Below are 24,015 nucleotides of genomic sequence, written 5' to 3'. Positions count from 1 at the left end.
CCAGGGCATCGGTCGCTTCTCCTGTTAAACCTATGCCGCAAAGTGTTACCCATGTCCCCGGTTCGTTCTGTAACCTATGTCTCCGGTTCGTACCCCCATCCGTACCTTCCCCCATCAAGGGGGAAGGAAAAAGGTGGCGCTGCGCGCTGTCAGCTGACGCGCTCTCGCAATGGCGAGCCTTGCCAATCACGAATCACCAATAACCACTCACCAGCTTTCCCGTATTCGCGTTCATTTGCGGTTTCAATTGACCGATTACTCACTCAATGGCTTGTAGGCGCCATCAACCTGACGCTCGAACAGTTCACCCTGTTCGAAATCGAAATACCAGCCGTTGAGTATCAGCCGCCCGGCCTCGACGGCTTCGCGCACAAACGGAAAGCCCATCAGGTTTTCCAGTGACACGCCGACGGCGGCACGCTCGCACTGCTGGCACTGGCTATCAAGATCCGCGTCCGCGCTTTCCTGTTTGACGATGTCACGCGCAGGTTTCATGGCACTCATCCATGGATCGATGAAGCCGTGCGTCCGGTTGGAATGACTGCCTTCCATCAACGCGCGAATGCCGCCGCACTTGCTGTGGCCCATGACGATGATGTGCGGTACCTGCAGGTGCTTGACGGAAAATTCGATCGCCGCCGAGGTACCGTGGGTCTTGCCGTCGTCGACAAACGGCGGCACGACGTTGGCGACGTTGCGCACCACGAAGATGTCGCCGGGCGTGGCATCGGTGATCAACGCCGGATCGACGCGCGAATCGCTGCAGGCGATAACCAGCGCCTTCGGCGACTGGCCCTGCGCCACCAGTTGCTGGTAGATCTCGGGCCTTTCGATGAAGTGCTGTTGGCGAAAACGGCGAAAACCTTGAATAAGCGTATCGAGTTCGGGCATGGGTTTGCAGATCCTCTTGTTATTTCCCGTTGTCTAAAAATCGATCGCGGCCGCGTTCAGCCTCGCTCTCCGGTCAGGCGGGTTTCCGCCTCACGGTACTTGGCCGCGGTCTTGTCGATAATCTCGGTGGGCAGTCTCGGCGCCGGCGGCTTCTTGTCCCAGTCCAGGCTTTCCAGGTAGTCGCGCACGAACTGCTTGTCGAAACTCGGCGGGCTGCTACCGACCTGGTACTCATCCGCCGGCCAGAAGCGCGACGAGTCGGGCGTCAGCACCTCGTCGATCAGAATGAGCTCACCGTCGTCGTCGAGACCGAATTCGAGCTTGGTATCGGCGATGATGATGCCGCGCTCGGCAGCGTAGGCGGCGGCCTCGCTGTAGATGGCCAGCGTCTGCTCGCGGATGCGTTCGGCGAGTTCCTTGCCGATGCGGTCGGCCATCTGCTCGAAGCTGATGTTCTCGTCATGGTCGCCGACCTCGGCCTTTGTTGCCGGCGTGAAGATCGGTTCCGGCAGCTGCTCGGCCTGGCGCAGACCCGCCGGCAGCGGAATGCCGCAGATACGGCCGCTGCCCTGATAGTCCTTCCAGCCGGAGCCGATGATGTAACCACGGGCCACCGCCTCGACCGGCAGTGCCTGGCAGCGCCGGACGACCACGCTGCGGCCTTCCAGCGGCGCGCGCTCGGCGGCGTCCGGAACGACGTCGGCCAGCGGGATGTCGGCGAGGTGGTTGCGGATGCGGCCGGCGGTGCGCGCGAACCAGAAATTCGCCACCCGGTTCAGCACCCGGCCCTTGTCAGGGATCGGATCCGGCAGGATGACGTCGAAGGCGGACAGACGGTCGCTGGTGACGATCAGCAGGTGGTCGTCACCGACGGCGTAGATGTCGCGCACCTTGCCCTGGCTGAGCAGCGGCAGGTCGCGGATTTCCGAGCGATAGAGTGGGCGATCGGGGCTGTGCATGGTCTGGCTCACGTTGACAGCGGGCTATTCTCCCACAGCTAGAAGCAAGCGGCTATGGCCGCCGGCCGCGCCGCAGCGCGGCCAAAAAGGCTTTTCATGGGGGGCGCATTAAGATAGGCTGCCGCGTTCTCAACAGCCGGGGACCGGTCAACGTGTCGGAACAGTCACCTCAATCGGAATCCAGACGGCCCGAATCGACGCTGGGGCTGCATCACGTCGCCCTGAATGTCCGCGATCTGGAAACCTGCGAGCGCTTCTATGTCGAACTGCTCGGCATGGCGGTGGAGTGGCGGCCGGACGCCGACAATGTCTACCTGTGCTCCGGCAATGACAATCTTGCCCTGCACCGGCTGCCGGACGGTCATGTGCCGGACGGCGTGCAGCGGCTCGACCATATCGGCTTCATACTAAAGACGCCGGATGCGACCGATGCGTGGTATGAATTCCTGACAAGTCACGACGTGCCGATGAAAACGGCGCCGCGCACGCATCGCGACGGTGCCCGCAGTTTCTATTGTGAAGACCCGGAAGGGAACGTAGTACAGATGATCTACCATCCTCCGCTCGCTGATGGTTAGCGGGTCGGTTCAACAGGAGGGGATGTGACCATGGCGAATGATATGAGCAAGAAAAACGTCCAGCTGCACGGCTTCAATAACCTGACGAAGTCGCTGAGTTTCAATATCTACGACGTCGCCTACGCGCAGACGGAGTCGCAGCTGAACGAGTACATGGATTACATCGACGAGGCCTACAATGCCGAGCGCCTGACCAAGATCCTCAAGGACGTAGCCAACATCATCGGCGCCAACATCCTCAACATCGCCCAGACCGACTACGATCCGCTCGGTGCCAGCGTCACCATCCTGATTTCCGAGGAAATGCCGGCGCTGGAGGGCGTGACCAACGCCGAATCGCCCGGCCCGAACCCGGAAGCGGTGGTCGCGCACATGGACAAGAGCCACCTGACCGTGCACACCTATCCGGAAAACGATCCGCGTCTGGGTATCAGCACGTTCCGCGCCGACATCGACGTCAGCACCTGCGGCAAGATCTCGCCGCTGAAGGCATTGAACTTCCTGATTCACAGCTTCGAATCGGACATTGTCATCATGGACTACCGCATCCGCGGCTTCACCCGTGACACCACCGGCAAGAAGCACTACATCGATCACGAAATCAGCTCGATCCAGAACTTCCTCGAGACCGAGACCAAGCAGCGCTTCCAGTGCGTGGACGTCAACATCTACGAGGAAAAGCTGTTCCACACCAAGATGATGCTGAAGAGCTTCGAGCTGGACGACTACCTGTTCGGCCTCGATGCCGACTCACTGAACCTGAACGAGCGCCTCAACATCGAGTCGCGGCTGAAGCACGAGATGCAGGAAATCTTCTACGGCCGCAACATCGAGGACGCGATGTTCAGTCCCGGCAATCGCTGAATCAGCCGCCTGCGGCAGCCACACAGCCGGCCGTATCCGCACGAAACGCCAGCGTACAGACGTGCCGCGCCCAGATGGCCGGCCAGTCGTCGTGATCGGCGTCGTCGAACACCAGCAATTCGACCGGCGTCGCCGGCGGCAGGCCACGCACGAACCCGGCCACCAGCGCCGGCGGCAGGGTATCGTCGTCACCTCCGGCGAGGTGCAGCTGGCGCACATCGGCCAGCCGGTCGCGCACGTCGGCCGGGTTCAGCGAGTCATCCAGCGGCGTATCGCCGTGATGCCGCGTCCAGGCGGCGTGATCGAGATTGCCCGCCACCGTCACCAGCCAGTCGACATCGTCACGCCGCGCCGCGAGCAGCGTCGCGATCGTACCGCCGCCGGAAAAGCCCACCAGTGTCAGACTGGCCGCGCCGCTATCGGCCCTGAGCTGGTCGACCGCAGTATTCATGGCCGCGACAACTGCCGGTGCGTAGCGCGCCGTGGTCCAGTAACGCGACTCGCAGCTGTCCGGCAGGGGCTGCACAAACTGGCAGGGACGGGCGAGGTAGGCGACCGTGGCAGCCGGATCGGCGACCGCCATCTGCAGCGCCACCGGGTCACGTGGTGTGGGATCGTTCGAGACGCGGCGGCGACTGACAAAGGCGCGACCGTCGCCCTCAATGTAGACGGTCAGGTTCCTCGAGCCGGCGCTGAAGCCGCGCCGGAAGCCGAACAGTTCGAATTCACCCGCTGCGATCCTTTGTTCACTGAATCCCGCGTCTGTTGCCAGCGTACGTGCCGGCGCCACCGGATCATGCAGGAAACCGGTCGACTGGCAGCTGGCCACTAGTACAGCGGTCAGCAGCAGCGCCAGTTGCCGGGGCAATATACCGGTCAATATCAGAACTGCAGCCGGGCAATGAACGTCAGCGTGTGACTGTCGAAATTGTCACGGCTGGTGCTGCCGCTGTATTCGACCACACCACTAAAGCCGTTATTGCCAAAGTAGCGGAAGCCGCCCGACAAACGCCACTCGTCGTCGTCACCGCTGGGCCGCGGCTGGCCGGCGGCAACCACCGGTGTCTCGTTCTCGAAGTCGTACTGGTAGTAAACGCTGGCGAACGGCTCGATGGCGTGAACGCTGTAAGCGACCTCGCCGCCGATCTGGACCTGGCCGAACTCGCTGCGGTTCGACGCCACCGTCTGGCCGCCGTTGCCGCGCTCGCTGAAGCCGTCGCGGTCGTCCTCGCTGTAGATGAGACCGGCGCGACCCAGCAGCATGAAGTTGCCATACTGGTGAAACTTGTTCACGTTGGCGGCGACGAACCAACGATCCGAGTCGGTATCGGAAACGATGCGGTTGCCGTCGATCGGGTTGGTGCGGCTCTGGTCGATGTTCATGTTCGAGTAGCCGAGCGCGCCGTCGACGCTGATGGTGTCGGTCAGCAGGTAGGCCACGTACGGCGCGATCGTGTAGCCCTCGGTTTGGTAGCCGCCGTTGTTGAAGCGCGTGTCGATATTGCTGTCGTCGTAGCCCAGCGACACACCGGCGACCAGCTTGTCCGAAAACGTGTAGTCGGCACCGAGGAGAAAGCTGTCGATGGTACCCTTGTAGGCCGTCGACGCCAGGTCATTGCTGGAGCGGGTGCGGGCATAGCTGAGCCACGGCGACCAGTTATCGAAGCCGTCACCGGCGGCACGGCCAGTCATATCGTCACCGGTATTGGCGGCGATGCCACCGCCACCACGACGGTTGCCGAAGAAACGATTCTGGATCACGCCCGAGAAACGGTAGAGAAAGTCGCTCATGTGAACACGCTGGAATTCGTTTTGCAGGACTTCACTTGCAGTATTTATAGCACTGCAAGACTCCTCTGGTTCCGTGGCAACAGATGCGAGGAGTTCTTCTTCCGTTGCAAACTCTATTGGTTCACCTGCAAAGTTACAAAACTGATCACCATCGCAAAAATAATCCTCCCCTTTAACAAGGTTTGGGCCCGCCAACTCACATCCTTCTGCCGACTGCCCCAAAGCGGATTGAGAAATCAATAAACTGCAAATCCCCACCACGGCGAGCTGTTGCAGCCCGCGATACCCCATAGTCTCCATTACAGCCCCCGGTTTTATTGAACCATTCTGTGACCGGCGCACCCCTGACTTGCCGGTTCTGTTCTAGACTATTAGTCTAGCGATAGTAGCAGGGGGCGGCAAACGGGGGCATTCGGCCATTCTGCGCGCCTGCCATTTCTAACCTTGAGCGGGGACGATTATGCGACACGGCAAGACATTGGCACCAATATGGATCATTTTTCTCTGGTTTTTCGGGCTCAGCGCGGCGCTGGCCAGTGTCGGCGAGGTAGCCAAACTGGACGGCTACGCCAAGGCCCAGCGTGGTGACGAGCCGGCACGCCGGCTGAGCGAAGGCGACCCGGTCTTCGAGGCCGACACCGTCAGTACCGGGCGCAAGGGCAAAATCGAGATTCGTTTTCGCGACGACACCGTCTTCAACCTGGGGCCCGACTCGAGTTTCGAGGTCGAATCCTACGACTACAGCGCCGGGGAAGAGGAAGCGGGCTTCACCGCCCGCGTCGTCAAGGGCGCCTTCCGCTTCGTTACCGGCCTGGTCGGCAAGAGCAAACCCGAGGGCTTCAAGGTCAAAACCTCGGTGGCCACCATCGGCATCCGTGGTACCCAGGTTGTCGGCGAGGCCGACGCCAGCTCGGCGACCGTGATCCTGCTGGCCGAGGAGGATGGCAGCGTCGGTGCCATCAACGTATCGAACGAATTCGGCGCCGTAGACATCGACCAGGCCGAGTACGGCACTGAAGTGCCGGACGAGTTCAGCCCGCCGTCACCGCCGCGGCGCATGCAGGTGAATACGCTGCAGAACATCACCCGTTCATTGCAGAGTCTCCAGCGTATGCCAAGGCCGCAAATGCGCTGATATTCATTCACCGCATCAATGAAAGCCCCGCTTGAGCGGGGCTTTTTATTGGTTTTAATTGATAAGCAGCATGAGAAATGCCGGCTTTTATGAAAACCGCGATGCAGACAGTGTTAACCGGGCGTTCATTTTGGCTACAAAGGCAGAAGGAATATGGCGCGAATACTGATTGCCTGGGAACTCGGTGGCGGTTTCGGTCACATCCTGCGCTACAAGACGCTGATCACGCACCTGCTGGACCAGGGTCACCGGGTCTGCTTTGCTGCCCGCGATCTGGCCAGCGTCCGGCAGGTCCTGGCGGAACAACGCCTCACTCTGGTGCAGGCACCGATATCATTGCGAAACTCCGGCCCGGTCGCCGAGCCGATCGAAAACTACGCATATATCCTGCACAACACCGGCTTCAACGATCCATGCGGTCTGTCGGCTCGCCTCCAGGCCTGGCAATTCATATACAACAGTGTGCAGCCCGATCTGGTTATCTTCGATCACTGCCCCACCGGCCTGCTGGCCGCCCGGCACTACAGCTTTGCCACCCTGCAATGTGGTAACGGCTTCACCACTCCGCCGGAGATTAGCCCTTTCCCGGCACTGCGCGAATCAGCCGCGGGACCGAAAGCGTTACTAAAGTTCGAACAGCGCGTGCTGGCGAACGCGAACGAGGCCCTGAAAGCCTGTGGTGCTGACAGGCTGGACAGGCTTCAGGACCTGCTCCGTACAGATCGTACACTGCTGCTGACGCTGGAAGCGCTCGACCGCTACGGCGATCGTGAGCGCGGCGAGTATATCGGACCCGTGTTCGCCGATCATCACGGCAAACCAGTCAACTGGTCCGTCGGCAGACAACCCAGGGTCTTCGGCTATCTGAAAAACACGAAGAGCCTGCCGACCCTCGTAGCCACCATGAAGAACCAGCCAGCAAAGACCGTGATCTACGCACCGGAAGTCGGCCAGAAAGATAAAGACCGGTTCGGCGGCGGCGGGATCCGGTTCATCGACACCCCGGCCAGCCTGCCGGCCAGCATCCGTGACTGCCGCTTTGTCATCAACAACGGCAACCTGGGCACCGTACTCATGGCGCTACTGACCGGCGTGCCGTTACTGCTACTGCCAGACACGCTGGAGCAGTATCTGAATGCCCGCTGCGTGGAAAAACTGGGGGCCGCGCTGATTGCCGGCAAACAGAGCGACCCGGGGACGATCAGCAATCATGTACAAAGACTGCTGGAGGACGATTCCTACATGAAACAGGCGCGCCGCTTCGCCAGCGAGCACCGGGATTTCGAGCCCGGTCAGCCGACGCTATGCCTGATCGAGGCCGTCGATGGCTTGCTGCAGACACGCTCATAAAATCAGACAAACAGGCCCAGCACCATACTCTGATGATGCTGGGCACCTAGTCGATTAACAGCGTCAGAACTGGTAACGACCGATCAGGTTGATGCCATGGCTATCGTAATGATCACGACCCAGGATGGTATTGTATTCAATGACACCCGATACGCCATTGTTGGCAAAGAACCGCAGTCCGGTCGCCAACCTGAATTCATCATCATCATCTGTGCGCCGTGCCTGATTGGGATTCAGCCTAGTGCTGTCACCATCCTCGAACGCATACTGGTAATGCAGGCTGGCGTACGGCTCGACGGCCTTCTCGACATAGGCAATCTCGCCGCCAAAGGTGAGTTGGCCATATTCAATATTGCGACTGGCGACAGTTTGGGAGCTGATGCCGCCAGTTTCCGTAAAGCCATCCTGATCCTCTTCACTGTAGATCACGCCGGCCGTGCCGCTGAACAGCCAGTTGCGATACTGGTGATTGGCATTGAGGTTGCTCATGACGAACCAGCGCGAGGCGTCGGTGTCGCCGCGGACGATGGCGCCGCCGGGCTCGGTGCGGAACTGGTCGATGCTGAGATCCGAATAACCGAACGCCACATCGACGCTGACATTGTCGGTAAGCAGATAAGCCGCGTACGGTGCGACGGTCAGGCCCTCGACTTCCATCTCGCCGAGGTTGAAGGCTGTGGTGACGTCGTTGTTCTCGTAGCCGCCGCTGATACCGAAGATCAACCGATCGGAGTAGGTATAATCGATACCGAACAGTACATTGTCCTGGGTGGCATCATAGCGGGTTGACGACAGTTCGTTGTCGGCACTGGTCCGGCCGTAGCTGACCCACGGGGACCAGCCGCCCCAGTCGGCCATGCCGTCACCTGCCGCGCGGCCGGCCATATCGGACTGACCGCGCGCGGCAACGCCACCGCCGCCAAAGAAGCCGCCACGGATGCGATTCTGCAGTGCCTGCCCCATGCGATGAAAATACTCGGTCATCATCAGTCGGGTGATTTCCTCGCCTATAATCGCGGACCCGGAATTGAACTGAGAGCACAACCCGTCGGCATTCAGTTCATCGGGTGACACAGGACCATCGGAAGTCATGAAGGCTGAGTCATATCCACCGTTAACCTGGAAGACTTGGAAATCTCCATTGCCGTATCCATTATCGATATAATCGCCATATCCACCATTGAAAATCGGGCCCGTCTCTCCGGTAAAATAGGCATCTCCTTCCAGGCAAGAGTCGGAGTATTGCTCTTCGGCCGGTGCTGGTGGTGCCAATCCTGCAAAAACATTAGCTGTGTACCCTGAACAAGCTAATGCTACAAAAAAACCGTACAACGGCTTCAGTTGCCTACCCTGTGACATAAATCCCCCTGAACATATTGTTTGTGGTGGCGCAAAAAGGCCTTATGCTTTTGCTTTCCCTTGCATGCATACTAGCCACAAACGTGGCAACCTGCAAAATGGGACAGGCGCCAGCCGGCCCCAAGGGCCGGCATGACATGAATGCGGCTCTTGCCTGGCCGGAACAGCCATTTGCACTGAAACCTGAATGTAACCAATCCGATAGCCCAATGCCGTTCACGCGTCGCACGCTGCTGAAACTGATACCGCTGACCCTGTTGATCCAGTGGCCCTGGCGTGGCGCGTTCGCAGCGACGGGGTTCAAGACCACACTGGCGGTATTCCTCGACACGCTCATGCCGGCCGACGAAACGCCGGCGGCGAGCGAACTCGGCATCGACCAGGCGCTGCTGGAACGTGCCGCGGCCGACGACCGTTACGAGCGCCTGATCCGCAACGGTTGCGGCCTGCTCGACCGGGTATCACAGCGCGCCTACGCTCGTGACTTCAGCGAACTGGATGAGGCGCAGCGCATTCGCATCGTCGAATTCTTCGAGCGTCAGGGACCGCGCACCCTGGCGCGTGCCTTCTTCCGCAGCGTGCGTGACGACCTGTTCGAACTCTACTACAGCCAGCCGCAGAGCTGGCCGGGGCTGGGCATGGATCGGCCGCCACAGCCGGCCGGCTACATGGACTACCAGCGGCCGCCCGGACATGGCTGACGCGGACTACGACGTCATTGTCATCGGCTCCGGTGCCGGCGGCGGCGCCTGCCTGTGGGCGCTGGCGCAACAGAACGCTCGCGTGCTGCTGCTGGAAGCCGGGCCGGCCTACGACTACCGCGAGGACTACCGGCTGGATCAGGCGGACTGGGAGACCGAGGGTTTCCCCGCCAAAGTACCGACCGAAGCGCGCCAAACCTACGCCGAATTTCAGCGCCTGGAAAGCCGCTGGGACGGCATCCGCTCGCACAGCGATCAGCGCGGCCTGTTCGTGACCAAAGAGCGCCGCCAGCCCTACGCCTACCATCACGTCGTCGGCCTGGGCGGCTCCACGCTGCACTTTACTGGTGAGGCGCACCGCCTTAACCCGCAGGCCATGCGGATGCAGACGCGCTTCAGCGTGGCCGCTGACTGGCCATTCGGCTACGACCAACTCGAGCCGTATTACATCAAAGCGGAAAAGCTGATCGGCGTGGCGGGCCCGGCGCAGGAGCGTCGTTGTCCGCGCAGCGCCCCCTATCCGTTGCCTGCGCATACACTGAACTATTCGAGCCGGAAAATTCGCCAGGGCTGCAGCGATCTGGATCTCAACCTGCTACCCAATTCTCTGGCCATACTGTCGCAGCCCCATGATGGCCGGCCGGGCTGCAATTACTGCAATAACTGCACCCGCGGCTGCCCGCGCGCCGACAAGGGCAGCGTCGATGTCACCTTCATCCGTCGGGCGCGGCAACGGGACAACTGCGAAATCCGCACCGGTGCCACCGTCATCGACATCGAGACAACGGCCGACGATCGCATTGCCGGTGTCTTATACAGGGATGCCGACGGCCGGACCCGGCGCGTCAATGGCCGTGCGGTCGTGGTTGCCTGCGGTGCGGTAGAAACACCGCGGTTGCTGATGAACTGCTCCAGTGCCGGCGGCCGGGGCCTGGCCAACGAGTCCGGCCAGCTGGGCCGCAACTTCATGGAAACGATTTCCTGGCTGGCCAGCGGCCTGCACCCGGAAAACCTCGGCAGTCATCGCGGTATTCCGGCCGATGCCATCTGCTGGGATTTCAATACGCCGGACGCCATCGACGGCGTGATCGGCGGCTGCCGTTTCAACTCGTCGGTTGGCGAGGCCGGACTGGTCGGGCCGATCAGTTATGCCAAACGCGTGGTTGGTGGCTGGGGTCACGCGCACAAGCAACGCATGCGCGAGACATTCGGTCGCATACTCTCGATCGGGGCGATCGGCGAGAGTCTGCCGAACCCGGGCTCCTACATCGATCTGGATCCGGATGCCAGGGATGCCAACGGGCTGGCCAAGGCACGCATCCACAGTTTTCTCGATGACATGGCCCTGCAGCGACTGATTTTCATGGCCAACAAGTGCCGTGACATTCTCAACGCGAGCGGCGTCGAGTCGATCGTGGAAGAGTATGGCACCTATGACTACTTCAGTTCCACGCACGTATTCGGTACCGCGCGCATGGGCCATAATCCGGATACCTCGGTGGTCAACGAATACGGCCGCAGCCATCGCTGGAAGAACCTGTTCATTGCCGATGCCAGCGTATTCCCCAGCTCCGGCGGCGGCGAGGCGCCGTCACTGACCATCCAGGCGCTGGCACTACGCACCGCCGATAACATTGTCCGGCAGCTGGCTGACAAAACCCTCTAGGACGCCCTGTTGGTGATTCGTGATTGGCTGAAGCCGACGCCTACAGGAGTAACGAAACCGCAAATGAACGCGAATGAACGCAAATTGCCTGGTATGGATGCGGGAGCGGATTAATCTCCGCGATACATTGGGTGATTGGTGATTGGCAAAACCACCTATTTTGGGAGCGCATCAACCAACAGCGCGTAGCGCACCTGTCCCTTCCCCCTTGATGGGAAAGGCAAGAGCCTGTCCCAGCATGCAGTAAGCCAGGAATGGGGGTGAGTTAAACATCCTCGATAATCCAATCACCCCGTAGCCGACCTCCTTATTCAGCCCGTGGTCGGGCCTCCCCTACGGGTTAATTGGTAACTGGTGAATCGTGATTAACAGGATCTGATATCAGTGGGGGCGGATTGAAATCAGCAAACCCTCTGGCGCCTGTTTCATCGATTGCAATCGGCGCCACAGTCAATGAATTCCGGCTCGCGCTACGCGCGGCCGGAATGACGAAAATCAGGCAACCGCAATGAACAAAACCGCGTCATATAAAAGGACATACCTTCTATTGGAAGGTAGGCTGGGGGTGGGGAGAGAGGCGACCCGTCAATCGTCGCGAACGACCCGGAATGCAACCGCCTCTCTGCCCCTGGCCGTCCCTGTTGAGCTCCGTTACAGCGGGTAAAGCCTGAAGCTTCTTTGACGCATATGACCGAGCCTGCCAGGGACCTCCCCAACCTGACCTGGAGGATAACGTATGTCGGAACAAACAGGCGAGCGGGTACTGCAATCCGTCGGCGTGGATGTTGCCAAGCACGAGGTGGTGGTGGGTGAACGCGATGACCGCGGCCGGGTGCGTACCCGCACCCTGGCCAATGGCCGGTCGGCCCTGGAGGCCTACATGGCAGCGCTGGCACAGAGCGGGTTTACCGGACCGGTCGTGGTGGAATCGACCGGCTTTTGGCACTGGCCAACGGTGTTTGCCGCGCAGGCGGCCGGAGTGGACGCCCATCTGATTAATCCACTGATGCCCGCCAAGCACCGCAAGGGTGACGTCCGGTTGTGCAAGACCGACCCGGCTGATGCCGCGCTGCTGGCGCATATGGGCGTGACCGAGCCGAACCTGCCGAAGCCGTGCCGGCTGAGCCGCACGCAGGTGCGGCTGCGGCAGTTGCTGAACCTGCAGAAACAGCTGGAGCGCCTGATTCAGAGCCAGCAGGCAGTGCTGCGGGCGCACCGGGAGGCGGCTGAACTGGCCGGGGTCGCCCCGGCGGCGGCGCTTACCGAACTGCAGGCGCAGCTGACCGGACTGCGGCAGCAACGGCACTCGGTCCAGGCGGAAATCCAGCGCTGTGCCGAAACGATGGCGGAACCGCAACGGGTGACGGCCGTGGCCGGCCTGCCGGGCGTATCAACCGCGCTGGCCCGGGTGCTGACCGGGCTGCTCGACCCGGCGGCGCCGTCGGCCAACAGCTGGGTGGCGTTCGTTGGCCTGGATGTCAGCGTGCATCGCAGTGGCCAGAAGGTCGGCCGCAGCCGGCTGACCAAGCGCGGCCACAGCTTCATGCGCAAGCGTCTGTTCCAGGCGGCTTGGGGCGCGATGATCCACAGCCCGGTGGTGCGACGCTATTACGAACGATTGCGACAGCTCGGACGCAGCTATGTCGAAGCGTTGTTGATCATCGCGCGCAAACTGGTGCGCGGTGCCTATGCACTGGTGCAAAACCCGGAGCAACCGGTCGATGAACAACGATTGTTTGCAGTGAAAACTTGACTTCGCCTTTTAGCGGGCATTCCGGAAGCCGCATGGCGGCTATCCGGAATCGTCTTGTTTGATTCCGCGCCACGAACTATAAACCGTTATTGCGAGGAGCAATGCGACAAAGCAATCGCGCCGAGGTTGCCGCGGCGCTGGCGCGCCTCGCAACGACGGGTTCGGTTAACCCTCGGCCCGAGGCCTGCGGCAGCGCGTAGCGCACTTTCCTGATTTGCGTTATTCGCGTTCATTTGCGGTTCCTGATCCGGCAGAACCGGACTACTGCAGGATAAAGAACTCAACCCTTGTTTGCCTTCGCCCAGCTGTCGCGCAGGGTGACGATGCGGTTGAATACCGGGTGCTCGCGCGCGTGATCCTTGCGATCGGCACAAAAGTAACCCAGCCGTTCGAACTGGTAGCGCTTTTCCGCCGGCGCCAGCGCCAGCGCCGGTTCCAGCAATGCCTTGTCCATCACCACGCAGGCATCCGGGTTGATGAAGCTTTTCCAGTCGCGTTCCTTATCCGCTTCCGGTTTCGGCACGGTAAACAGGCGATCGTAAAGACGCACCTCGGCCGGTACGGCATGTTCGGCCGATACCCAGTGGATGGTGCCCTTGACCTTGCGTCCGTCCGGAGCATCGCCGCCACGTGTCGCCGGATCGTAGCTGCAGCGCAGCTCGACAACCTCGCCATTGTCATCCTTGATGACGTCGGTGCAGGTGATGAAGTAGGCATAGCGCAGGCGCACCTCGCGGCCCGGACCGAGGCGGAAGAACTTCTTCGGCGGGTCTTCCATGAAGTCGTCGCGCTCGATGTAGATCTCGCGACCGAACGGCACCTGGCGCCGGCCCTGTGATTCGTCGTACGGGTGGTTGACCGCCTCGAGGGTCTCGCTTTCGTCTTCCGGATAGTTCTCGATGACCACCTTGAGCGGGTTCAGCACCGCCATGGCCCGCGGCGCGGTGCGATCGAGATCCTCGCGCGTGCAGGTTTCCAGCACCGCCATGTCGATGCGGGTGTCGTTCTTGGTCATGCCGATGCGTTCGCAGAAGTCGCGGATCGCCGCCGGCGTGAAACCGCGCCGGCGCATGCCGATGATCGTCGGCATGCGCGGATCGTCCCAACCGGCTACGTGGCCCTCGGTAACCAGTTCGTTGAGCTTGCGCTTGCTGGTGATCGTGTAGTCGAGATTCAGACGCGCGAACTCGGTCTGCTCGGGTCGACTCGGCACCGGCAGCTGTTCCAGGAACCAGTCGTACAGCGCCCGGTGATCCTCGAACTCCAGCGTGCACAGCGAATGCGTTACGCCCTCGATGGCATCCGACAGGCAGTGCGTATAGTCGTACATCGGGTAGATGCACCACTTGTCGTCGGTACGATGATGCGGCTTGTGCTTGATCCGGTAGATGGCCGGATCGCGCATGTTGATGTTCGGCGACGCCATGTCGATCTTTGCCCGCAGCACATGCTCGCCCTCGGCGAACTCGCCGGCGCGCATGCGCCGGAACAGATCGAGGTTTTCCTCGACCGGGCGATCGCGGTAAGGGCTGTCCCTGCCCGGCTCGGACAGGGTGCCGCGATATTCGCGGATCTGCTCGGCTGTCAGGCTGTCGACGTAGGCCTTGCCGTCCCTGATCAGAATCTCGGCGTACTCGTACAGCTGGTCGAAGTAGTCCGAGGCGAAAAACAGCCGGTCTTCCCAGTCAAAACCGAGCCAGTGCACGTCTTCCTGGATCGATTCGGTATACTCGACGCTTTCCTTGTCCGGGTTGGTGTCGTCGAAGCGCAGGTTGCACTTGCCACCGTAGTCCTCAGCCAGGCCGAAGTTGAGGCAGATCGACTTGGCGTGGCCGACGTGCAGGTAGCCGTTCGGCTCCGGCGGGAAACGGGTATGCACGCGGCCGTCATTCTTGCCGGCGGCGAGATCGCGGTCGACGATCTGGCGGATGAAATTGCTGGGCGCCTTGGCCCTGGATTCGTCGTTCATTCGGCTGGTGCGTCGTGATTGATGGCTTTTGGTTATGTGACTGCTAATCGGTGAAAAACGACCGGGTGTAGCGACCGGAGCGGGGGCGTATTTATAAAGAATTTTCACCGCATTGGCCAGAGCGTAGATTCTACCGCATACACTGGCTCAATCCCTGTTGCCGGTAGCCATTACTCACCGGTCACGGTTTTCCCGTTACTATCCTCGGCAGATCACCGGCCCGGCCCATGGCGTGGCGTATCAGCAGTTTCTTCAGCGGCCCGCTATGATCCGTCAGCCGCAGTCCCAGCCCGCGCAGCGCCCGCAGCGGCCATTCGTCGCGGCGGAACAGTCGATACAGCCCGTCCAGGGCCTGCTGCATGATGCGGTTCTCGCTCATGCGCCAGCGCGCGTAACGCCGCAGTCGGCGCGCGTGTCCCGGATCGCGGCTTTCGCCGGCGGCGTCTGCGGCCAGAACCTCGGCCAGGCAGGCGGCGTCCAGCCAGCCCAGGTTGGCACCCTGGCCGGCCAGCGGGTGGATGCTGTGGGCGGCATCGCCGACCAGCGCGAAGCGTTCACCGACGTAGCGATCCGCCTCGGCCTGCAGCAATGGGAAGGCGCCGCGCCGGCCAACCGCCGTTACCGTCCCCAGGCGCCGCTCGAAGGCTGTAGCCAGGGTCTCGGCAAATGCCGCCTCGTCCATGGCCAGCAGTTCGTCGGCGCGCGCCGCCGGTGTCGACCAGACAATGCCGCACTGGTGGCTGTCGGCCAGCGGCAGGAACGCCAGCACGCTGTCGCCGAGAAAACGTTGCCGCGCGATCTGTTCATGCGGCTGTTCGCAGGTCACCACCGCGGCCAGCGCCTTCTGCGGATACGGCTGTTCGTGATAGCTGATGCCGGCGAGCAGGCGTGAACGCGACTGGCGGCCGTCGGCACCGACCGCCAGGCGTGCCGTCAGCGAGTCACCGTTGTCCAGGCCGAGCCGGATGCACTGCAGCTCGGCCTGCAGGCGCTCGACGCCGGCCGGACGCTGCCAGCCGAGTCCGGCGTCGCGTCCCAGAACCGCCTCCAGCGCCGCCTGCAGTACCGGGCTTTCGATGATGTAACCCAGCGCCGGCTCGCCGACGTCGCGGTCGTCGAAGGCGATCGCGCCGTAGGCATCCCAGGCCTGCATGCCGTGAAACGTGCTGATGCGTTCCGGTGGCAGCGCCGCCCAGACGCCGACCTGTTCGAGGATGGCGCGCGATGCTGGGGTGACCGCCAGCGCACGCGGATCCGGCGCGTCGCTGACCGGTTGTGGCTCGCGCGCCTCGATCAGCGTGACCGCGAAACCGGCCTGGCGCAGCAACAGGGCCAGCACGCCGCCGGCGAGGCCGGCGCCGATGACAGCCACGTCGGTATCGAAACCCGGACTCGTCGACGCTGCCATGGTCACGACCCGAAACGCTGGTTGATGCCCGCCGTGCGGCGGGCGAAGAATCTTTTCGCCGCCGGCGACAGATCGAGCGCCAGCATGGCCAGCGAGCGCGCCGGGCCGATGACCGGGTGCGGCCGGTAGAACAGCCAGGCGAGGCTGTCGGTCAGGCGCACGACGCGTTTCTGGATCGGCCGGCGTTCGCGCAGGTAGTTCGTCAGCCGCTCGGCAGCACCGGGATCACCGCTATCATCCTGCAAGCGTGCCGCAAGCGCGGCGGCATCGTGCAGGCCGAGGTTGAACCCCTGCGCGGCGTTCGGGTGCACGGTATGGACGCTGTTGCCGAGCAGCAGCACGCGGCCGTCACGCTGGCGTTCGCTCTCGATCAACCGCAGCGGGTAGGCCTGGCGCGGCCCGGCCTCGGTGAAGCGGCCGAGCCGGCGGCCGCAGCGATCCGTCAGGAACTCGATGTAGTCGCTATCGGCCAGCGCCTGTACGCGATCGGCGTCGGCGCTGGCGACGCAGCAGACGCTGACCAGGCGGCCGTCGGCCAGCGGCAGCAGGGCGCACGGGCCGCTGTCGGTGAAACGCTCCCAGGCGGTGTCGGCGTGCGGCTGCTCGCCGCGGACGCTGCTGACGATGGCGGTCTGGCCGTAGTCTTTGGTACGGGTGCCGATGCCGCACAGCTCGCGCACCCGTGACTGGCTGCCGTCGGCGCCGACCAGCAGATGGGCGCGCAGCTGGCGCTCACCGGTGTCACCCGCGTCAATACGCACGCTCACGCCGGCGGCGTCCTGTTCCAGCGCGGTCAGCCGCGCCGGGCAGAGGAAGTCGATGTTGGCCGCTGACTGCAGGCGGTCCAGCAAGGCGCGGCCCAGCCGCGCTGCAGGCACCACCTGGCCGAGCGCATCGGTATTCAGCAGATCGGCATCGAGGCGCACACTGCCAAAGTGGCCGCGGTGGCTGACGTGGATGTGGCGAATCGGGTTGCTGTGCACGGCCAGTGCCGGCCATACGCCGATGCGTTCCAGCACCTGCTGCGAGGCCAGTGACAGCGCCAGGCCGCGGCCATCGGCGCGGTCATCTGCCGGCGGCGGCGACGCCTCGATCACCGCCACGCGCTGGGCCGAGCCGGCCAGCGCGCAGGCGAGGCTGGCGCCGACCGCGCCGGCGCCGGCGATCAGGACATCGTAGTCAACGGCGGTCCGTGGGGCGGTCATCGCAGGGCACGGCTCAGGCCGCTTGCGCCGCGGCCATCAGCGACTCGATGGCATCGGGATCCTTGGGCGCGGCGGCAGTGATGACCTCGTGGCCATCCTTCGTCACCAGCACATCGTCCTCGATGCGGATACCGATGTTGTGCCAGCGCCGTGGCAGGCCCGGGATATCGGCCTTAAGGTACAGGCCAGGCTCGACGGTCATGACCATGCCCGGCTCCAGCAGGCGCCACTGGCTGTCGACCTTGTAATCGCCGACGTCGTGCACATCCATGCCCAGCCAGTGACCGGTACGGTGCATGTAATACGGGCTATAGGCCTGTTGCTTGACCAGCTCAGTCACCTTGCCCTCAAGAATGCCGAGTTCGACCAGTCCTTTGGTGAGCACCTTCACCGCCGCCTCGTGCGGGTCGTTCCAGTGATTGCCCGGCTTGACCTTTTTGATAGCGGCGGCCTGCGCCTCGAGCACAATGTTGTAGACCTCGCGCTGGGCGTCGCTGTAGTGGCCGTTGATCGGGAAGGTGCGGGTGATGTCGCTGGCGTAGCAGCCGTATTCACAGCCAGCATCGATCAACACCAGGTCGCCGTCGGCCAGGGTGGCACTGTTTTCGATGTAGTGCAGGATACAGCCATTGGCGCCGCCGCCGACGATCGACGGGTACGCCGGCGCGCGCGCGCCGTGGCGCATGAACTCGTGGGTGAGTTCGGCTTCCAGCTGGTACTCGGTCATGCCCGGCTGGCAGGCACGCATGGCCCGCTCGTGGGCGCCGGCGGAAATGCTCGCGGCCTGGCGCATCAGTTTGATCTCGGCAGCGCTCTTGTACAGGCGCATCTCGTGCAGGTAATGCTGCAGGCTGACGAACTCGGCCGGTGCGGTAACGCCGGTGCGCACGCGTTCGCGCACCAGGTTCAGCCACTTGACCACGCGCTGGTCGAACGCCGCGTCCATGCCCATGGTGTAAAAGATGCGTTCGCGGTTTTCCAGCAGGCCCGGCAGAATGTCGTCGAGATCATCGAACGGAAAGGCGTCGTCGGCGCCGTAAATCTCGCAGGCACCCTCGAGTCCCGCGCGGTAGCCGTCCCATTGCTCGCGTTGCGGGTCGCGCTCGCGGCAGAACAGCACGTATTCTCCCTGCGGCCGGTCCGGTATGAGTACCGCCACGGCTTCCGGTTCCGGGAAGCCGGTCAGGTAATAGAAGTCACTGTCGGGACGGTAGGGATACTCGACATCGCGATTGCGCACGCGCACCGGTGCCGACGGCAGAATGGCGATCGCACCGGTATTCATGAGATCCATGAGCCGCTTGCGGCGGCGCTGGTATTCTTTCTGATCGCTGTTCATCTAATGCAGACTCGGTTGTCCCTGGCTCGGGGTGCGCATCGGTTTGAGTTCCTGGAACACGGTCATGGCGCCCACGCGTACGAATTCGACAAGCTCCAGCAAGGCAAACTCCTCGCCCTGCTCCAGTTCAACGCGCGCCCGGCTGATGCGTTCTATGTCTTCGACCAGCTCGCGGCAGTCGCCACTGAGCCCCGCCTCGGTCAGGCCGCCGTTACCGAGACCGAACAGAAAACCGCGACACCAGGCCGCCAGAGCATCGGCGCGCACCGCCAGGGTCGCTTCCTCCGACGGCAGCATGGGCTCAAAGGTGAACTCCGTTGACGCCAGGTCCTCGCCACTGGCGTCGCTGATACGCCGCAGTGTTGCCTCGGCTTCCTCGCCCTCGGCACCCAGACACTCGCGCCAACTGCGACTGTCCGGTTCGGCGCTGGTGCACAGCTGGGCGCAGATGAAGCCATGGCACTCGGACGGGCCAATCGGCGCACCCAGCCGGTTCAGCAGGTCCTCGAGCTCAGCGTAATTCTTGCTGGTTGATGTCATGGTTTATATTAATTAAAGGCTCTGATGGCGGCCAAGTCAGGCGCGCGCGGGTATTGTCGGGACAGGTCATGCTGATGCAATGCTAGCGCATTATGCTTGTCGGTAACACCGCTGCCGGCGTAGCCTGGATCGGCCTGCTGTTGACCGCATATTGCCACCATTCTATATTGACGAAACCGTGCTTGCTGGCGGTCATGATTGATGGTGGCAAACAACCGCCCAATGCAACGATTGATGAGCCGCGCGAACCTGTACCATGGATAATAACAACGGCAATCAAATGGACCTGGCCAGCCTTGAGGCGCAGGTCGACAAGCTGATCAGCACAGTCAATGAACTGCAGACTGAAAATTCGGCGTTGCGTAACCAGCAGGAATCGCTGATGTCGGAACGGGCCGCACTGATAGAAAAAACCGAACAGGCCCGCACCCGGATTGAATCGATGATCGCCCGCTTGCGTGCCATGGAGTCCCGCTCATGAGTGAAGCCAAGCCCGTCAGTGTCACCATCATGGACAAGGAATACCTGATTGCCTGCGAGGAAGGCGAGAAGGAACAGTTGCATGCGGCCGTCAAGATGCTGAACCAGAAATGCACCGAGGTGCGTAACAGCGGCAGCGTTATCGGTACGGAACGAATCGCGGTCATGGCTGCCTTACACATGGCGCACGAATTAATCGACCACGAGAATCGGAATAAGGACTATACTTCAAAGGTGGATGACGATGTGCGGCGCCTGCGCCAGAAAATTGAAGAAGCGCTGAACCGCGCGCCGGCCTGAAGCAGACAGCCATTCGCAGCGAAATGACAAGGCGGCAAAACGATTTAATTATGGGTATCTTCTGCGGTGTACGTTATCTGGGCTAGAGAAGCTTGAGCCTATGCTGTACTATGCCGGGAACTAACCGTGGGGTTGTTGAGCATGTCCACCTTCGAGTGGAAAGCCTGATACCCCACCCGCTGTTCCCACTTGAACCTTCGGTTCAAGGCACCGGCCCGCAGCGGCATTGCGGTTGATACCCTCCCTAATTTTTCCTGTAACGCATCAATCGTCCCTGAACAGAACACCACCGGCTGATCAAAGCGCCAAGTTCAGCCGTGCCAGCAACTTTAATTTTGTTTTTCTTTTACCAGTCACTAATCACCAATTAACCAGTTAACTCACCATGAACTACTGGCTGATGAAATCCGAACCGTCGACTTTCAGTATCGATGATCTGAAATCGCGGCCGAACAAGACCGAACCGTGGGATGGCGTGCGTAACTACCAGGCGCGCAATTTCATGCGCGATGACATGCGCAAGGGCGACCTGGTGTTTTTCTATCATTCCAACTGTGCCGAGCCCGGCATCGTCGGAATAGCGACCGTCGCTTCCGAAGCCTATCCCGATCCGACCGCGTTCGATCCGGAAGACAGCCACTACGATCCGAAAAGCGACCCGGACAAGCCGCGCTGGTTTTTGGTCGACGTCAAGTTCAAGCGCACGTTCAAGCGTACGATTACCCTGCAGGAGCTCAAGGAACATCAGGCACTCGCCGACATGAAACTGGTGCAAAAGGGCAACCGCCTGTCGATCATGCCGGTTACCAAACAGCAGTGGGATTACATCCTCGCCCTCGAATAAACAGGCCGTTACCCGCCAGACAAGGTATACAGTCAGCCTTAGGCCGTTATGATGCCTGCCTGATGTTGCCGCACGCGAGATTGGCCGGGATGGCCTCATCCATGAGTTTAGGATCCGGCAGATTCAGCTTGTTCATGATGTCCACATACTCGGCTTCACTCTTGCCCGCCAGGCGCGTATTGAAGCGTTTCTCCTCACCGATACTCGAGGCCGTCCAGCCCTTGTAGTCATGCGCCGGATACACCAGTGTCTCGTCGTTCAGCGTGAAGAGCTTGTTCACAATCGAATCATATGACTTGTGCGGATCGCCGCCCTGGAAGTCGGTTCTGCCGCTGCCACGAATCAGCAATACATCGCCGGTAAATACCATGGTCGGGCCGCCGTCTTCGATCAAAAAGCTGAATGACTCATTGGTATGCCCCGGTGTATAGATCGCGCGCAGCTTGATGCCGTCCGCATCGATAATCTCGTCCTCGTCCACGTATACCGATACACAATCTGCCTTGCTGTATTTGCCCATGTAGGTCTGGCAGCCGGTCTGCTCGCGCAGATCGCCCAGCGCAGTCACATGATCGGCGTGAGTGTGCGTATCAATCGCGCGCACCAGCTTCAGATCCAGTTGCTCGATTATGGTCAGATAGGTGTCGGCAAGCTCCTTGACCGGATCGATGATCAGGCCCTCGCGCCCATGTCCCGAGGCCATAATGTAGGTATAGGTACTCGAGGTATGGTCATAAACCTGTCTGAAAATCATGTCATCACTCCCGTGGGCATTACCGCCCACTGTTGCATCAATAGATAAGTCGCTACCGCGATCATCACCAGCGCGAACAACTGTTGCAGACGCGGACCGGCGAGTCGGTGCGCAACAGCGCGGCCGAGTCCCATGCCAATCAGGCCGCCAATGAGAAACAGGCCGCCAACAAACCAGTCCAGCGGCCGATCGCCAGCCAGCGCCGACGCCGTGCCGCTTAGGCCTACCAGGGTGATGACAAGCAAGGATGTCGCCACGGCCCGATGTATACTCATCTCGGTAACCAGCATCAGCGCCGGTACGATGACAAAACCGCCACCAACCCCGAACAGGCCCGACAACAGACCGGCCAGCACTCCCATCAACGCCAGCACCAGTCCGCAGGGTGCTGTCAGTCGTAGCCGGCCGTCATGACTGTAATGGCACACAGTGCCGGTATCATTCAGCCCCACATGCTCGAAATCGGCACGCACGACGCTGGCTTGTTCGGGATGACGCAGGGCGTTAGCCAGCATGCGCAGTGCCACGATCATCATCAGTACGGCAAATCCGATCAGCAGCCACCGATCCGACACCTGATCACCGAGTAAAATGCCGGCCGGCGCCGCCACTATGCCGGCCGCCGAAAATATCATCGCCGCACGCAACTCCAGCAGTCGATGGCGCCAGGCCATCAATGCACCGAACAGCGCTGTCAACGCCACCACCGCGAGCGATAGCGTAATTGCACTTTTCGGCGCCACATCCAGGCCGTAGATCAGTAACGGTACTGCCAGGATCGAGCCGCCGCCGCCGGTCAACCCCAGCGCCAGTCCGACGATGATGCCCAGCAGTATCGCCATCATTCCGGCTGTCTGGCCTTATGGGGTATATCCATTTCATAGCCCTTCAGCATGTAGTCCCAGTACAGCGGCGGCAGACCGTAGCGTTTCAACAGCCACATGCTGTAGCGCTCGCGATACGGGTCCACGGGAAAACTCGGTGTGACTTCACCACCGTAGCGAAACTCGGCCAGAATGACCGACCGATAGCTGGTCACCAGGGGACAGGAACTGTAGCCGTCGTAGACGCAGTGGCGATCAGGGCCATCTATGGCGGCGATGAGATTATTGACCACCACCGGCGCCTGCTTGCGCACCGCAGCCGCCGTTTTCGAGTTCGGCGTACCGGCGACGTCGCCCAGGCCGTAGATGTTTTCGTAGTGGTTGTGCCGCAGGGTCGCCTGATCGACATCAACCCAGCCGGCCTCATTGGCGAGCGGGCTGGTTTTGATGAAATCCGGCGCGCTCTGCGGTGGCGTGACATGCAACATGTCAAACGCGCGTGTGACGTGCGTCGTATTGCCGTCACCGTCCTTGACTGCGAATGTGGCCTGCTTGTTCGGCCCGTCGACGGCGACCAGGTCATTGCCATAGTCGACCTGTATGCCATAACGGTCGACAACCCGCTGCAACGGCGGCACAAACTCGGGCACGCCAAACAGGGCGGCACCCTGCAGGCAGAAATGGACGGCCGCGTTTTCAAGCATGCCGCGTTGGCGCCAGTGATCACAGGCGAGGTACATTATTTTCTGCGGTGCACCGGCACACTTGATTGGCATCGCCGGCTGCGTAAACAGGGCCGTACCGCCGCTGAACTGCTGCAGGCACTCCCAGGTATAGGCTGCGTACTCCGACAGATAATTGCTGCAGACGCCGTTGTGCCCCAGCGTCTGTTCCAGTCCGTCGATGTTGTGCCAGTCCAGCTGCAGGCCCGGGCACACGACCAGGTGCTCATAGCCCAGCTGGCGGCCATCCGCCAGCAGCACTCGGTTGCGGGCAGGTTCGATTTCACGGGCGGCTGTCTGAATCCAGGTTACCCCGGGCGGTATGCAATCCCTTTCAGGGCGGCGCGTCTTGTTTACATCGTAGGCGCCGCCCCCGACCAGGGTGAAAGCCGGCTGGTAATAGTGACTGTCGGCGGGCTCGACAATAACAATATCGAGCGCGGGACGTTTACGTGCAAGACTGGCAGCGACGGTAATGCCCGCGGCACCACCGCCGATAATGACGATCTGGTGTTGCATGTCTGGTTTTTCACCTCGTTTTTATATACCCTATGGGGTACCGTATTAAACACGTGACTGGAAT

At 61.5% G+C, this 24,015-nt stretch carries 23 protein-coding genes and 1 other RNA gene; 11 read left to right on the top strand and 13 right to left on the bottom strand.

The annotated features are described in order from the left end of the window. Positions 1-255 precede the first annotated feature (255 nt). A complete protein-coding gene (locus J2T55_RS10205; RefSeq protein ID WP_259056057.1) occupies positions 256-891 on the bottom strand; it encodes a carbonic anhydrase in 636 nt (211 codons plus the stop codon). Positions 892-947: 56 nt separating this feature from the next. After that, on the bottom strand, positions 948-1,850 hold the full coding sequence (locus J2T55_RS10200) for a phosphoribosylaminoimidazolesuccinocarboxamide synthase (RefSeq protein ID WP_259056048.1): 903 nt from the start codon (positions 1,848-1,850) through the stop codon (positions 948-950). A 152-nt stretch (positions 1,851-2,002) separates the two neighbouring features. On the opposite strand from J2T55_RS10200, the gene J2T55_RS10195 reads away from it, so the two are divergent. Both J2T55_RS10195 and speD read left to right on the top strand, forming a co-directional pair. Next, positions 2,003-2,428 (top strand): VOC family protein, encoded by a 426-nt coding sequence (locus tag J2T55_RS10195; protein ID WP_259056043.1) that lies wholly within the window; start codon positions 2,003-2,005, stop codon positions 2,426-2,428. A 30-nt stretch (positions 2,429-2,458) separates the two neighbouring features. Further along, complete coding sequence (gene speD, locus J2T55_RS10190) at positions 2,459-3,292, top strand: adenosylmethionine decarboxylase (RefSeq protein ID WP_407660077.1); 834 nt, start codon at positions 2,459-2,461, stop codon at positions 3,290-3,292. Between the two features lies 1 nt (position 3,293). Here speD and J2T55_RS10185 read toward each other — a convergent pair whose 3' ends face one another. Beyond that, positions 3,294-4,172 (bottom strand): alpha/beta fold hydrolase, encoded by an 879-nt coding sequence (locus J2T55_RS10185; RefSeq protein WP_259056040.1) that lies wholly within the window; start codon positions 4,170-4,172, stop codon positions 3,294-3,296. A 2-nt stretch (positions 4,173-4,174) separates the two neighbouring features. Continuing rightward, a complete protein-coding gene (locus J2T55_RS10180; RefSeq protein ID WP_259056038.1) occupies positions 4,175-5,083 on the bottom strand; it encodes an autotransporter outer membrane beta-barrel domain-containing protein in 909 nt (302 codons plus the stop codon). Positions 5,084-5,543: 460 nt separating this feature from the next. On the opposite strand from J2T55_RS10180, the gene J2T55_RS10175 reads away from it, so the two are divergent. Continuing rightward, positions 5,544-6,218 carry a FecR family protein gene (locus J2T55_RS10175; protein ID WP_259056037.1) on the top strand — a complete coding sequence of 225 codons (675 nt, stop codon included), beginning with the start codon at positions 5,544-5,546 and terminating at the stop codon, positions 6,216-6,218. 153 nt (positions 6,219-6,371) lie between these two features. Then, positions 6,372-7,568 (top strand): glycosyltransferase, encoded by a 1,197-nt coding sequence (locus J2T55_RS10170; RefSeq protein ID WP_259056036.1) that lies wholly within the window; start codon positions 6,372-6,374, stop codon positions 7,566-7,568. A gap of 63 nt (positions 7,569-7,631) precedes the next feature. On the opposite strand, the gene J2T55_RS10165 is transcribed toward J2T55_RS10170, so the two are convergent. Continuing rightward, complete coding sequence (locus tag J2T55_RS10165) at positions 7,632-8,555, bottom strand: autotransporter outer membrane beta-barrel domain-containing protein (protein ID WP_259056034.1); 924 nt, start codon at positions 8,553-8,555, stop codon at positions 7,632-7,634. A gap of 581 nt (positions 8,556-9,136) precedes the next feature. Here J2T55_RS10165 and J2T55_RS10160 point away from each other — a divergent pair. The 3 genes from J2T55_RS10160 (at position 9,137) to J2T55_RS10150 (ending at position 13,047) form a co-directional block, all read left to right on the top strand. Continuing rightward, complete coding sequence (locus J2T55_RS10160; RefSeq protein WP_259056033.1) at positions 9,137-9,628, top strand: gluconate 2-dehydrogenase subunit 3 family protein; 492 nt, start codon at positions 9,137-9,139, stop codon at positions 9,626-9,628. Then, positions 9,621-11,294, top strand: a complete 1,674-nt coding sequence (locus tag J2T55_RS10155; protein ID WP_259056032.1) for a GMC family oxidoreductase — start codon at positions 9,621-9,623, stop codon at positions 11,292-11,294. Before J2T55_RS10160 ends, J2T55_RS10155 begins: the two co-directional genes overlap by 8 nt. Before the next feature lie 736 nt (positions 11,295-12,030). Continuing rightward, positions 12,031-13,047, top strand: a complete 1,017-nt coding sequence (locus tag J2T55_RS10150; RefSeq protein WP_259056030.1) for an IS110 family transposase — start codon at positions 12,031-12,033, stop codon at positions 13,045-13,047. 280 nt (positions 13,048-13,327) lie between these two features. Here the strand turns inward: J2T55_RS10150 and J2T55_RS10145 are convergent, their stop codons facing one another. The 5 genes from J2T55_RS10145 to J2T55_RS10125 all read right to left on the bottom strand — a co-directional run bounded on the left by J2T55_RS10145 (position 13,328) and on the right by J2T55_RS10125 (position 19,508). Next, the gene (locus J2T55_RS10145; protein ID WP_259056029.1) at positions 13,328-15,016 is read right to left on the bottom strand and encodes a glutamine--tRNA ligase/YqeY domain fusion protein; all 1,689 of its coding nucleotides are present in this window, start codon (positions 15,014-15,016) and stop codon (positions 13,328-13,330) included. A 181-nt stretch (positions 15,017-15,197) separates the two neighbouring features. Beyond that, the gene (locus J2T55_RS10140; protein WP_259056028.1) at positions 15,198-16,424 is read right to left on the bottom strand and encodes an FAD-dependent monooxygenase; all 1,227 of its coding nucleotides are present in this window, start codon (positions 16,422-16,424) and stop codon (positions 15,198-15,200) included. A gap of 2 nt (positions 16,425-16,426) precedes the next feature. Beyond that, positions 16,427-17,629, bottom strand: coding sequence for a 2-octaprenyl-6-methoxyphenyl hydroxylase (ubiH, locus tag J2T55_RS10135; protein WP_259056027.1), 1,203 nt, complete (start codon positions 17,627-17,629; stop codon positions 16,427-16,429). Positions 17,630-17,642: 13 nt separating this feature from the next. Further along, positions 17,643-18,968 carry a Xaa-Pro aminopeptidase gene (gene pepP / locus J2T55_RS10130; RefSeq protein WP_259056026.1) on the bottom strand — a complete coding sequence of 442 codons (1,326 nt, stop codon included), beginning with the start codon at positions 18,966-18,968 and terminating at the stop codon, positions 17,643-17,645. Further along, a complete protein-coding gene (locus tag J2T55_RS10125; RefSeq protein WP_259056024.1) occupies positions 18,969-19,508 on the bottom strand; it encodes a UPF0149 family protein in 540 nt (179 codons plus the stop codon). 256 nt (positions 19,509-19,764) lie between these two features. On the opposite strand from J2T55_RS10125, the gene J2T55_RS10120 reads away from it, so the two are divergent. The 4 genes from J2T55_RS10120 to J2T55_RS10105 all read left to right on the top strand — a co-directional run bounded on the left by J2T55_RS10120 (position 19,765) and on the right by J2T55_RS10105 (position 21,132). Beyond that, entirely contained in the window at positions 19,765-19,989 is a 225-nt protein-coding gene (locus J2T55_RS10120; RefSeq protein ID WP_259056023.1) for a TIGR02449 family protein, read from the top strand. Beyond that, positions 19,986-20,288, top strand: a complete 303-nt coding sequence (locus J2T55_RS10115; protein WP_259056022.1) for a cell division protein ZapA — start codon at positions 19,986-19,988, stop codon at positions 20,286-20,288. Before J2T55_RS10120 ends, J2T55_RS10115 begins: the two co-directional genes overlap by 4 nt. Before the next feature lie 55 nt (positions 20,289-20,343). Then, positions 20,344-20,527, top strand: a non-coding RNA gene (gene ssrS / locus J2T55_RS10110) — 6S RNA. A 146-nt stretch (positions 20,528-20,673) separates the two neighbouring features. Then, positions 20,674-21,132, top strand: a complete 459-nt coding sequence (locus tag J2T55_RS10105; RefSeq protein ID WP_259056021.1) for an EVE domain-containing protein — start codon at positions 20,674-20,676, stop codon at positions 21,130-21,132. A gap of 46 nt (positions 21,133-21,178) precedes the next feature. Here the strand turns inward: J2T55_RS10105 and J2T55_RS10100 are convergent, their stop codons facing one another. Genes J2T55_RS10100 through J2T55_RS10090 form a run of 3 tightly spaced genes read right to left on the bottom strand, consistent with a single transcriptional unit; the run spans position 21,179 to position 23,951 of the window. Beyond that, a complete protein-coding gene (locus J2T55_RS10100) occupies positions 21,179-21,886 on the bottom strand; it encodes an MBL fold metallo-hydrolase (RefSeq protein ID WP_259056020.1) in 708 nt (235 codons plus the stop codon). Continuing rightward, on the bottom strand, positions 21,883-22,731 hold the full coding sequence (locus tag J2T55_RS10095; RefSeq protein WP_259056017.1) for a sulfite exporter TauE/SafE family protein: 849 nt from the start codon (positions 22,729-22,731) through the stop codon (positions 21,883-21,885). Before J2T55_RS10095 ends, J2T55_RS10100 begins: the two co-directional genes overlap by 4 nt. Continuing rightward, positions 22,728-23,951 carry an NAD(P)/FAD-dependent oxidoreductase gene (locus J2T55_RS10090; protein ID WP_259056016.1) on the bottom strand — a complete coding sequence of 408 codons (1,224 nt, stop codon included), beginning with the start codon at positions 23,949-23,951 and terminating at the stop codon, positions 22,728-22,730. The genes J2T55_RS10095 and J2T55_RS10090 overlap by 4 nt, the downstream gene beginning before the upstream one ends. Between the last annotated feature and the right edge of the window lie 64 nt (positions 23,952-24,015).

Origin of the sequence: Methylohalomonas lacus, assembly GCF_024808875.1 — a bacterium.
GTDB classification, from domain to species: domain Bacteria; phylum Pseudomonadota; class Gammaproteobacteria; order Methylohalomonadales; family Methylohalomonadaceae; genus Methylohalomonas; species Methylohalomonas lacus.
This window is presented reverse-complemented; position numbering and strand designations above follow the sequence as displayed.